Below are 11,491 nucleotides of genomic sequence, written 5' to 3' on the forward strand. Positions count from 1 at the left end.
CGTACGGGAGTCGGAAGTCTCACAGTCGGCGGGGTCAGACCTGGGGGCTGAGCCGCGCCTGGCGCACCGGATCGGTCCTGCCGGTGGCCGAGAGGGCGCTGCCCTCGCCCCACTTCTTCCAGCTGACGTTCCAGTCGCCGAAGCCGTTGCCGAACGGGTCCATCTCCTGGCCGTTGCTGTTGACGACCTTGACGATGTCGCCCTGGCGCACGGTGTTGAAGAACCAGGCGGCGTTCCCGGTGCTCATGCCGGTGCAGCCGTGGCTGACGTTGGCGTAGCCCTGGGAGCCGGTGGACCAGGGCGCGGCGTGCACGTATTCGCCGCTCCATGTCACCCGGGTGGCGTAGTACACCGGCAGGTCGTAGGAGTCCGAGCTGCCCTCGGCGATGCCGATGCTGGTTCCGCGCATACGTACGTAGTACTCCTTGCCCAGCACGACCTTGACGCCGTTTCGGGTGTCGAAGCCGGGCTTGCCCGTGGTGACCGGGATCTCGTTGATGGCCTCGCCGTTGCGGTAGACCGTCATGGAGTGCGAGCCGGCGTCGGTGACGGCCTCGACGCGGTCGCCGGTGGTGAGGGTCAGCGGCTTGCTCGCGCCGCCCCAGAGCGTGTCGGTGACCTTGAGGCCCTTGAGGTCGCTGTGGGCCGTGATGGTGGCGTGGGCGGGCCAGTACTCCTTGGGGCGGTAGTGCAGCGTCCTGCTGTCCACCCAGTACCAGGAGCCGCCGTCCGCGGCGGGCTCGGAGTCCACCTTCAGGGCGCGTTCGACGATGGCGCGGGCCTTCTCGTCCTTGACGGGCTTGCTGAGTTCGGCCGTGATGGGCTGGCCGACGCCGTACGTGCCGCCCTCGGGGCCGAAGGCGACCTTGAGCGCCTTGTCGTTGCTCGGGTCGCCCGTCTCGAAGGTGAGGACCTTGCGGCCCGGCGCGCCGTCCTCGTCCTCGGTGCTGACCCGGACCGTGTACTGGGCGTCAGCGGCCAGCGGGGACGTGGTGTGCCATCTGCGGCCGTCGGCGGAGAGTTCGCCCGCGACGTACCGCCCCAGCGCGTCCGTGGCGGTGACGTCGGTGATCCGTCCCTCGTCGCCCTGGGAGGTGACTTCCAGGGGCTTGTCCGGATCCGCCTTCTGGCCGCCTGCCGGGCCGCTGAAGGAGATCTGGCTCGCCGCGTCGTAGGGCTTGGCGGAGAGCGGGTGGCCGGGGCTGCCGCAAGCCGTGACGCCCGCACCGAGTGCGGCCACCAGCAGGGTGCAGCCCAGAACCGTACGGATGCGCGGTGAGTGGTCCATGAACACACGGTAAGAAGGTTCGCCACGTCCAGCGCGGTGAAATGAGCCGCTCGGGTGGCGGACACGCCGAAGGGCCCGGACGCTCCGTCAGGAGTGTCCGGGCCCTTCGGTCACGGGAGTTCGGTCCAGGTCCTACTGGGTCCGGTTCTCGCCGCGGTAGTACTCGAAGACCCAGCCCCACAGGCCGAACATGATGACGGGGGCCGAGAAGTACATCAGCCACCAGCCGAAGACGACACCCATGAAGGCGAGCGCGCCACCGACGGCCAGGGAGAGCGGCTGCCAGGAGTGCGGGCTGAAGAAGCCCACCTCGCCGGCGTCGTCGGCGACGTCGGCCTCCTTGTTGTCCTGCGCGCCGGTGTCGACCCGCCGGGCCGTGAAGGCCAGGTAGTAGCCGATCATGATGCACAGGCCGAACGCCAGGAAGAGCGCCGTCGTACCGGCCGGCTCCTTCGACCACACGCCGTAGACACCGGCCATGATCAGGACGAAGAGGCTCAGCCAGATGAACATCTTGCCTTGGACCTTCACTTGCCGGCCTCCTTGCTGCCAGCCAGCGCCTTGTCACCGTGGCCGGAGTTCTCCAGCTGGTCCAAAGCCGCGATCTCAGGGTGATGCAGGTCGAACGCCGGCGATTCGGAGCGAATGCGCGGCAGGGTGAGGAAGTTGTGCCGCGGCGGCGGGCAGGACGTCGCCCATTCGAGCGAACGGCCGTAGCCCCACGGGTCGTCGACCTCGATCTTCTTGCCGTACTTGGCGGTCTTCCAGACGTTGTAGAAGAACGGCAGGATCGACAGACCGAGCAGGAACGAGGAGATCGTCGAGATCGTGTTCAGCGCGGTGAAGCCGTCGACCGCGAGGTAGTCCGCGTAACGACGCGGCATGCCCTCGACGCCCAGCCAGTGCTGCACCAGGAACGTGCCGTGGAAGCCGCAGAACAGCGTCCAGAAGGTGATCTTGCCGAGGCGCTCGTCGAGCATCTTGCCGGTGAACTTCGGCCACCAGAAGTGGAAGCCGGCGAACATCGCGAAGACGACGGTGCCGAACACCACGTAGTGGAAGTGCGCCACCACGAAGTACGAGTCCGAGATGTGGAAGTCCAGCGGCGGGGCCGCCAGGATGACGCCGGTCAGACCACCGAAGGTGAAGGTGATCAAGAAGCCGATCGCCCAGAGCATCGGTGTCTCGAAGGACAACGAGCCCTTCCACATCGTTCCGATCCAGTTGAAGAACTTCACGCCTGTCGGTACGGCGATCAAGAACGTCATGAAGGAGAAGAACGGGAGCAGTACGCCACCGGTCACGTACATGTGGTGCGCCCACACCGTCACGGAGAGACCGGCGATGGCGATCGTCGCCCCGATGAGGCCCGAGTAGCCGAACATCGGCTTTCTCGAGAACACCGGGATCACTTCGGAAATGATTCCGAAGAAGGGTAGAGCGATGATGTACACCTCTGGGTGGCCGAAGAACCAGAAGAGGTGTTGCCACAGCAGCGCGCCACCATTTGCGGCGTCGAACACATGCGCACCGAACTTGCGGTCCGCCTCCAGGGCGAAGAGCGCGGCGGCGAGCACCGGGAAGGCCAGCAGGACCAGCACACCGGTCAGCAGCACGTTCCACACGAAGATCGGCATGCGGAACATCGTCATGCCGGGAGCGCGCATGCAGATGATGGTGGTGATGAAGTTGACCGAGCCGAGGATCGTGCCGAAGCCGGAGAAGGCCAGACCCATGATCCACATGTCGGCGCCGATACCCGGCGAGCGGACGGCGTCCGAGAGCGGGCTGTAGGCGAACCAGCCGAAGTCGGCCGCACCCTGCGGGGTGAGGAAGCCGGCGACGGCGATCAGCGAGCCGAACAGGTACAGCCAGTAGGCGAACATGTTCAGCCGCGGGAACGCGACGTCGGGGGCACCGATCTGCAGCGGCATGATCCAGTTCGCGAAGCCCGCGAACAGCGGCGTCGCGAACATCAGCAGCATGATCGTGCCGTGCATCGTGAACGCCTGGTTGAACTGCTCGTTCGACATGATCTGCGTGCCGGGACGGGCCAGTTCGGCGCGCATGAAGAGCGCCAGCAGACCGCCGATGCAGAAGAACGCGAACGACGTGACCAGGTACAGCGTGCCGATCGTCTTGTGGTCAGTGGTGGTCAGCCACTTGATCACGGTCGCGCCGGGGCTCTTGGGGCGAGCCGGCAGCTCGTTCTCGTACGAGTCCTCAGCTGCGGCGGCACCCTTGGGATCGTTGAGGATGCTCACAGGTTGTTCGTCTCCCGGTTCTTCTCGTGTTCCGTCTGGGCGATGCCAGACGGGACGTAACCGGTCTGCCCCTTCTTGGCAAGGTCCTTGAGGTGCTTCTCGTAGCGCTCAGGAGAGACGACCTTCACGTTGAAGAGCATGCGCGAGTGGTCGACACCGCAGAGCTCGGCGCACTTGCCCAGGAAGGTCCCCTCCTTGTTGGGGGTCACCTCGAACGCGTTGGTGTGGCCCGGGATGACGTCCTGCTTCATGAGGAACGGCACCACCCAGAAGGAGTGGATGACGTCACGCGAAGTGAGGACGAAGCGGACCTTCTCGCCCTTGGGGAGCCAGAGGGTCGGGCCGGGGGTGTGCGTCTGCTTGTTCTCGGTACCGGGGGTACCGACCTCGTAGACGCCGCCCGCGTTCGCCGGGAAGTCGTCCTTGAAGCGCTGCGGGATCGCGGAGAGCTCCTTGGAGGTCTTCGCGTCACCGTCGACACCGGGCACGTTCTCGACGTAGTTGAAGCCCCAGCTCCACTGGTAGCCGACCACGTTGACGGTGTGCGCCGGCTTGTCGTCGAGCTTGAGCAGCTTCGACTCGTCGCGCGCGGTGAAGTAGAAGAGGACCGACACGATGATCAGAGGAACGACCGTGTACAGGGCCTCGAGCGGCATGTTGTACCGCGTCTGCGTCGGAACCTCGATCTTGGTGCGGCTACGCCGGTGGAAGATGACACTCCACAGGATCAGCCCCCACACCAGCACGCCCGTGGCGAGCGCTGCCGCCCACGAGCCCTGCCAGAGGGAGAGGATCCGTGGGCCCTCTTCCGTCACCGGAGTGGGCATACCAAGACGGGGAAAGTCCTTGTATGTGCAACCGGTAGCGGTTACCAGGATCAGGCCCGCAGTCAGCACCTGCGGCAGCTTCCGCCGCATCGGGCGCCGCGACGAGCGGTCGGAGCCGTTGGGACTCACGTAGCGCCTTCCCGAGAGTCTCGCCCGCGCTGGTTGGCTACGGCCGTCTCGCTGGTCGCTCGCCGCCCTGGCACACGGGCAGGGGTTTGGATGTTTATGCGGACCAAACCCTACTGGACGCTATTTGGGGTCGCGCGGGGAGGGTGCCTAACGCGCCGCGGGTCACTCCGAAGGGTGGGATCCGGCCCGGCCGGGGGTTTCTGACGGGGCTTCGGCGCGCCCCGCCGGGCGGGTGGGGGCGCGGGGCGCTCTAGGTTTGGCGGCGTGGGTTACTTCGATGTCGCTTCCTCCGCTCCCCTTCATCCCGTGGCCCGGCAGGCGCTGCAGGCCTCCCTCGACGACGGGTGGGCCGATCCGTCCAGGTTGTACCGGGAAGGACGAAAGGCTCGTCTCCTCCTTGACGCCGCGCGCGAGGCGGCCGCGGAGGCCGTGGGGTGCCGGCCTGACGAGCTCGTCTTCACCTCGTCGGGTACGCGGGCCGTGCACGAGGGGATCGCCGGCGCGCTCGCCGGCCGTCGGCGTGTCGGGCGGCACCTGGTGGTCTCCGCGGTGGAGCACTCGGCGGTACTCCATTCGGCGGCGGCCCATGAGCGCGGCGGCGGCGCGGTGACCGAGGTGGGCGTGGGACGGGGCGGCGCGGTGTCCGTGGCGTCGTACGTGGACGCCCTCACACCCGGCACCGCTCTGGCGTGTCTGCAGTCGGCCAACCACGAGGTGGGCACGGTGCAGCCGGTCGCCGAGGTGGCCGAGGCGTGCGGGGCGGCGGGGGTGCCGCTGTTCGTGGACGCGGCGCAGTCGCTGGCGTGGGGGCCGGTGGAGGGCGGCTGGTCGCTGCTGGCGGGCAGCGCCCACAAGTGGGGCGGTCCTGCCGGGGTCGGGGTGCTCGTCGTGCGGAAGGGGGTGCGGTTCGCCCCGCAAGGGCCCGCGGACGAGCGGGAGTCCGGGCGGGCCGCGGGGTTCGAGAACATCCCGGGCGTGGTGGCCGCCGCCGCTTCGCTGCGGGCCGTGCGGGCCGGGGCGGCCGGGGAGGCGGCGCGGCTGCGCGCGCTGACGGACCGGATCCGGGCGCGGGTGCCGGAGCTCGTGCCGGATGTGGAGGTCGTCGGGGATCCGGTGCGGCGGCTGCCGCACCTGCTGACGTTCTCCTGTCTCTATGTCGACGGGGAGACCGTGCTGCACGAGCTGGACCGGGCCGGTTTCTCCGTGTCGTCCGGGTCGTCGTGCACCAGCAGCACGCTGACGCCCAGCCATGTGCTGCGCGCCATGGGGGTGGTGAGCGAGGGGAACGTCCGGGTCTCGCTGCCGATGGGGGCCGAGGAGGCGGAGGTCGAGCGGTTCCTGGAGGTGCTGCCCCGGGTCGTGCGGGAGGTGCGGGAGAAGCTCGGGGCGCCGGCGGCGGACGGGAGCGGCGACGCGGAGGCCGTGACCGTCGACGCGCTGGGCCTGACGTGCCCGCTGCCCGTCATCGAGCTGGCCCGGGCCATCGGCGGGGTCCGGGCGGGAGGGACCGTGACGGTGCTGGCCGATGACGAGGTCGCCGCCGTCGACATCCCGGCGTGGTGCTTCACCCAGGGGCACGAGTACGTGGGGGCGTCCCCGCACTCCGGCGGGGGCGCGGCCTACGTCGTACGGAAGGCACCCTGAGGGGCGCGGTCGGGGGTGCCGTCGGGGGCCGGGAAGCCGCGGGCGCCAATCGGGGGCGCGGGGAACCGCGGGCGCGCGCCACACGGGTCCGCGGTGGTGTCCGCGGCTCCGGTCATGGCTGAGTACGCCGTTCCCCACGCCCCCGGCGGGGCGGCTCAGCCGAGGTAGGACTCGACCTCGGCCGCGGCCTCCTCGCCGTAGGCCTTGCGGAAGCGGTCCATGAAGGGGGCGCGGCGCAGCGCGTACTCCTGGGTGCCGAGGGTCTCGATGACCAGCGTCGCGAGCATGCAGCCGACCTGGGCCGCGCGCTCCAGGGTGACGCCCCAGACCAGTCCGGACAGGAAGCCGGCGCGGAACGCGTCGCCGACGCCGGTCGGGTCGATCTTGGCGTTCTCCTCGGGGCAGCCGACCTCGATGGGCTCCTCGCCGACCCGCTCGATGCGGACGCCGCGCGCGCCGAGGGTGGTGACGCGGTGGCCGACCCGGCCGAGGATCTCGGCGTCGGTCCAGCCGGTCTTCGACTCGATGAGGCCCTTCTCGTACTCGTTGGAGAAGAGGTAGGTGGCGCCGTTGAGCAGGCGGCGGATCTCGTCGCCGTCCATCCGTGCGATCTGCTGCGAGAAGTCGGCCGCGAAGGGGATGTCCCGGCTGCGGCACTCCTCGGTGTGGCGCGTCATCCCCTCCGGGTCGTCGGCGCCGATGAGCACCAGGTCGAGGCCGCCGACGCGGTCGGCGACGGTCTTCAGCTCGATGAGGCGGGCCTCGCTCATGGCGCCCGTGTAGAAGGAGCCGATCTGGTTGTGGTCGGCGTCCGTGGTGCAGACGAAGCGGGCCGTGTGCAGGGTCTCGGAGATCCGGACCGACTCGGTGTCCACGCCGTGGCGGTCCAGCCAGGCGCGGTACTCGTCGAAGTCGGAGCCGGCCGCGCCCACCAGGATCGGGCCCGTGCCGAGCTGCCCCATGCCGAAGGCGATGTTGGCGCCGACACCGCCCCTGCGCACGTCGAGGTTGTCGACGAGGAAGGAGAGGGAGACCGTGTGCAGCTGGTCGGCGACGAGTTGGTCGGCGAAGCGGCCGGGGAAGGTCATCAGGTGGTCGGTGGCGATGGATCCGGTGACTGCGATTCGCACGGCGAGGTCACACTTCCTGAGGAGTAGGGAGGGGCGCGGAGCGCTCGTTGCAAGGGCAGGGTGAGCGACGGAAGGGCTTGACAGTTCACGCTATCGGGTCGAGCACCCTGCTCTGAAGTGCGGAAACTACCCGATAGTAGGGCTTTTTTCGTCCGACCTGTCGTGCCTACGGTGCGGTCATGACCTATGACGTGTCCTTCATGGTCCAGGACGGGCTCGCCGCACTGCGCGGCGACTGTGCGCGGATGGTTCCGCACTGGGTGCTGCCGCGCGCCCCCTGGGAGCTCGACCGGCCGTCGGCCGCCCAGGACCGGGTCGACGCGTCCGGCATCCACGGGGTGTTCGTGCCCGTCGCGTCCGCCCGGCTCATCGACGCCATGGCGGGCTTCGGCGACTGACGGCGCCCGGAAGGGAACCGTGCGCTCCCCCGTCACGTCCCATCGCTGTCCCCATTCCTCGTCCCACGTTCCACGTCCAGGGATGCGGGATACGACGCGACAGTGAAGGAGCGATGCGGTGAGCACCGAGGAGCAGACGCAGGATCGGCACCGGCGGCGGCGCACGCTGGCGGTCGCCTCGGTCGCGGCGGCTGTGCTGCTCGCCGGCGGCGGCGGCGCGTACCTCGCGACGAGCGCGTCCGGCGGCGGCGGCGACCGCGCCCACGGGCCCGGCGGCGATGGCACTCCCCCGCCGCTCGCGCTCGACGGTTACGCGGGGGGCGGCAGCCCGGGCACGACCAACGGGATCGCGCCTGGCGAGCCCGACCCGAGCGGCACCCGCTACCGGGCCTCGGGCGATCTGCCGGCCGACCCCGGCGAGGCCCCCGTCTACCGGGCCGAGGGTGAGGTGACCGCCGCGGAGGCGGCCGCGCTCGCCGAGGCGCTCGACGTCGGCGGCACGCCGCGTCTGGTCGACGGGGCCTGGCGGCTGGGCCCGGCCCAGGACGCGTCGGGGCCCTCGCTCCAGGTGAACCGGGAGGCGCCGGGGACCTGGACGTACTCCCGGTACGCGCCGTCGGCCGGGCACAAGTGCGCCGGCGGGGCGAAGTGCGCGGACCCGGTGGGCGGTGGCAGCGAGAAGGACGCGGTCAGCGAGGCCGCGGCGAAGAAGACCGCGGCGCCGGTCCTCGAAGCCCTCGGGCAGGACGACGCGGAGCTGGACGCGGCCCAGCTCATGGGCGCCACCCGGGTGGTCAACGCCGACCCGAAGGTGGGCGGGCTGCCCACGTACGGCTGGTCGACGGGTATCCAGATCGGCTCCGACGGTCAAGTGATCGGCGGCAGCGGGCAGTTGAAGGCACCGGTCAAGGGGGACACGTACCCGACGATCGGCGCGAAGGAGACGATCGCGCGGCTGAACAGCACGGCGGCGGGCGCGCGCGGCTCGATGGGCGGGTGTGCGAGCGCGGTGCCGCTGGACGGGCCCTCGGCCGGTTCGGAGCAGGGCGCCGGGTGCACGCCGTCGTCACCGCGGCCGCCGGCGTCCGCGACGGTCGCCGTCACCGGGGCCACGTTCGGGCTCGCCGCGCACTTCGTCGAGGGGCGGCAGGCGCTGGTGCCGTCGTGGCTGTTCCGGGTGGAGCCGGCCGGGGCCGGGGAGGAGTTCACCGTGACGCACCCGGCGGTGGAGCCGAAGTTCCTCGTGGCGCCCGGGGGTTCGGCGGCGCCTTCGTCGCCCTCCTCCTCGTCACCGTCGGCGTCGACGGTGCCGTCGGGTTCCGCGTCGGGCGGGTCCGGATCGCAGACCCGTCAGGTACGGGTGGAGGGGTACGGCGTCCGGGGACGGACGCTGACGCTGCACTTCTCCGGGGGCGTGTGCGCGACGTACGCGGCCTCCGCGGAGGAGTCCGGGGGGCGGGTCACCGTGCGGGTGACGGCCAAGGAGAAGAAGGGCACCGTGTGCATCCAGATCGCGAAGTTCTTCACGCTGCCCGTCACGCTGGACTCGCCGCTGGATGACCGGAAGGTCGTCACGACGGACGGCTCCACGGTGCGTCCCGCGCAGAAGAACGGGCCCGGCGGGACCACTCCGGCGCCGCGCGACTGACGCCGAACCCGTTCGCCAAGCGGACCCGGGTACAGCGAAGGGCGGTCACCCCCAACCGGGGTGACCCCCCTTCGCCGTGTCCGCTGGGCCCGCTCGGCGAACGGGCCGGGCCGGCTAGCTGAACGAGTCGCCGCAGGCGCAGGAGCCCGTGGCGTTCGGGTTGTCGATCGTGAAGCCCTGCTTCTCGATGGTGTCGACGAAGTCGATGGAGGCGCCGCCCAGGTACGGGGCGGACATGCGGTCGGTGACGACCTTGACGCCGCCGAAGTCCTTGACGACATCGCCGTCGAGGGAGCGCTCGTCGAAGAAGAGCTGGTAGCGCAGGCCGGAGCAGCCGCCGGGCTGAACGGCCACCCGCAGGGCCAGGTCCTCACGCCCTTCCTGCTCGAGCAGAGCCTTGACCTTCGCCGCGGCGTCGTCGCTGAGGATGATGCCGTCGCTGACGGTGGTGGTCTCGTCCGATACGGACATCTACATCTCTCCCGGGTTGTACGGAGACTGCTTGCCGACCATTGCAACCGGCCAAGGCCCGGATCCATTCCGGATCGTCGGGACGTTTCGCGCTTCTCTTTCATGCTCGCACACCCGGGCCGAAGGGGGCACGGGTCGGCGGGGGCGGATTGCGTCACATCGACGACATCGTCATCGTCAAACTGACGTGAAGCGGCTATGATAGATAACGTCAATTCGACGAGAAGTAGTGCTGCAGACAAGAAAGGGTGCGTGACGTGACCACGGCCCAGACCCCCCAGGCAGTCGTTGACCTGGACGTTTCGCCCACGCCGCTGGCGCTGCTGCTGCTCGGGCGGGAGGCCGACGCCGCGAGCGAGCGCGGTGTCGACTGCCCCGGCGATCTGCCCTCGCCCTCCGACCCGGACCTGGTGGAGCGCGCCCGCGCGGCCAAGGAGAAGCTGGGCGACAAGGTGTTCGTGCTCGGGCACCACTACCAGCGCGACGAGGTCATCCAGTTCGCGGACGTCACCGGCGACTCCTTCAAGCTCGCGCGGGACGCCGCCGCGCGGCCCGAGGCCGAGTACATCGTCTTCTGCGGCGTGCACTTCATGGCCGAGTCCGCCGACATCCTGACCGGCGACGAGCAGAAGGTCGTGCTGCCCGACCTCGCCGCCGGCTGCTCGATGGCCGACATGGCCACCGCCGAGCAGGTCGCCGAGTGCTGGGACGTGCTGACCGAGGCCGGGATCGCCGAGTCCGTGGTCCCCGTCTCGTACATGAACTCCTCCGCGGACATCAAGGCGTTCACGGGCAAGCACGGCGGCACGATCTGTACGTCGTCGAATGCCGAGCGCGCGCTGAACTGGGCGTTCGAGCAGGGCGACAAGGTGCTGTTCCTGCCCGACCAGCACCTGGGCCGCAACACCGCGGTGCGCGACCTCGGCATGTCGCTGGAGGACTGCGTCCTCTACAACCCGCACAAGCCGAACGGTGGCCTGAGCGTCGACGAGCTGCGCGCCGCCAAGATGATCCTGTGGCGCGGGCACTGCTCGGTGCACGGGCGGTTCTCGCTGGACTCCGTGAACGACGTGCGCGCCCGCATACCGGGCGTGAACGTCCTGGTGCACCCGGAGTGCAAGCACGAGGTCGTCGCCGCGGCGGACCAGGTGGGCTCGACGGAGTACATCATCAAGGCCCTGGAGGCCGCGCCCGCCGGGTCCAAGTGGGCCATCGGGACCGAGCTGAACCTCGTACGGCGTCTGGCCAACCGGTTCGCGCCGGAGGGCAAGGAGATCGTCTTCCTCGACAAGACGGTGTGCTTCTGCTCGACGATGAACCGGATCGACCTGCCGCACCTGGTCTGGACGCTGGAGTCCCTGGCGGACGGCAAGCTCGTCAACCGGATCGAGGTCGACCGCGAGACGGAACAGTTCGCGAAGCTCGCGCTCGAGCGGATGCTTGCCCTGCCGTAATGCGGCGCCGCCCGGGGCGCGGGGAACTGCGCGCGGCAGGACCACGGTCCGAGGCCCGCGATGCGCACCGGCCCGGCAGATGCTGACGGGCCCGGCAGATGCTGACGGGCCCGGCGTCGGGGGGGGGGGGGGGGGGGGGGGGGCGCCCCCCCCCCTAGTGTTCGCCCTCCTCCCCCCTCCACCCCCCCAAGGAAACAGAACAAAGAGGGAAGGGGGGAAAAAACCACCCCCCACCCCC

At 69.9% G+C, this 11,491-nt stretch carries 10 protein-coding genes; 4 read left to right on the forward strand and 6 right to left on the reverse strand.

Features of this window, described 5'->3' with window-relative positions; translation table 11 throughout:
• Nucleotides 1–34: 34 nt before the first annotated feature.
• The 4 genes from ACZ45E_RS33545 to ctaC form a co-directional block, all read right to left on the reverse strand.
• On the reverse strand, nt 35–1,288 hold the full coding sequence (locus ACZ45E_RS33545; RefSeq protein ID WP_468228272.1) for a L,D-transpeptidase: 1,254 nt from the start codon (nt 1,286–1,288) through the stop codon (nt 35–37).
• A 132-nt stretch (nt 1,289–1,420) separates the two neighbouring features.
• The gene (locus tag ACZ45E_RS33550) at nt 1,421–1,819 is read right to left on the reverse strand and encodes a cytochrome c oxidase subunit 4 (RefSeq protein WP_468228274.1); all 399 of its coding nucleotides are present in this window, start codon (nt 1,817–1,819) and stop codon (nt 1,421–1,423) included.
• Complete coding sequence (gene ctaD / locus ACZ45E_RS33555) at nt 1,816–3,552, reverse strand: aa3-type cytochrome oxidase subunit I (RefSeq protein WP_468228277.1); 1,737 nt, start codon at nt 3,550–3,552, stop codon at nt 1,816–1,818. Before ctaD ends, ACZ45E_RS33550 begins: the two co-directional genes overlap by 4 nt.
• Nucleotides 3,549–4,508: an aa3-type cytochrome oxidase subunit II gene (gene ctaC / locus ACZ45E_RS33560; RefSeq protein ID WP_468228280.1), complete on the reverse strand. Its 960-nt coding sequence runs from the start codon at nt 4,506–4,508 to the stop codon at nt 3,549–3,551. Before ctaC ends, ctaD begins: the two co-directional genes overlap by 4 nt.
• A 264-nt stretch (nt 4,509–4,772) precedes the next feature.
• Between ctaC and ACZ45E_RS33565 the strand changes: the two genes are divergently transcribed.
• Nucleotides 4,773–6,152 carry an aminotransferase class V-fold PLP-dependent enzyme gene (locus tag ACZ45E_RS33565; RefSeq protein WP_468228283.1) on the forward strand — a complete coding sequence of 460 codons (1,380 nt, stop codon included), beginning with the start codon at nt 4,773–4,775 and terminating at the stop codon, nt 6,150–6,152.
• Nucleotides 6,153–6,307: 155 nt separating this feature from the next.
• Here ACZ45E_RS33565 and ACZ45E_RS33570 read toward each other — a convergent pair whose 3' ends face one another.
• Nucleotides 6,308–7,282 (reverse strand): carbohydrate kinase family protein, encoded by a 975-nt coding sequence (locus ACZ45E_RS33570; protein WP_468228285.1) that lies wholly within the window; start codon nt 7,280–7,282, stop codon nt 6,308–6,310.
• Nucleotides 7,283–7,461: 179 nt separating this feature from the next.
• Here ACZ45E_RS33570 and ACZ45E_RS33575 point away from each other — a divergent pair, with 179 nt between their 5' ends.
• Both ACZ45E_RS33575 and ACZ45E_RS33580 read left to right on the forward strand, forming a co-directional pair.
• Nucleotides 7,462–7,680 carry a hypothetical protein gene (locus ACZ45E_RS33575; protein WP_468228287.1) on the forward strand — a complete coding sequence of 73 codons (219 nt, stop codon included), beginning with the start codon at nt 7,462–7,464 and terminating at the stop codon, nt 7,678–7,680.
• A gap of 118 nt (nt 7,681–7,798) precedes the next feature.
• Entirely contained in the window at nt 7,799–9,328 is a 1,530-nt protein-coding gene (locus ACZ45E_RS33580; protein WP_468228290.1) for a hypothetical protein, read from the forward strand.
• A gap of 114 nt (nt 9,329–9,442) precedes the next feature.
• On the opposite strand, the gene ACZ45E_RS33585 is transcribed toward ACZ45E_RS33580, so the two are convergent.
• Nucleotides 9,443–9,799: a HesB/IscA family protein gene (locus tag ACZ45E_RS33585; RefSeq protein ID WP_363191223.1), complete on the reverse strand. Its 357-nt coding sequence runs from the start codon at nt 9,797–9,799 to the stop codon at nt 9,443–9,445.
• Nucleotides 9,800–10,056: 257 nt separating this feature from the next.
• On the opposite strand from ACZ45E_RS33585, the gene nadA reads away from it, so the two are divergent.
• Nucleotides 10,057–11,253 carry a quinolinate synthase NadA gene (gene nadA, locus ACZ45E_RS33590; RefSeq protein WP_468228291.1) on the forward strand — a complete coding sequence of 399 codons (1,197 nt, stop codon included), beginning with the start codon at nt 10,057–10,059 and terminating at the stop codon, nt 11,251–11,253.
• Nucleotides 11,254–11,491: the final 238 nt, after the last annotated feature.

This window comes from Streptomyces sp. NPDC030991 (assembly GCF_055571235.1).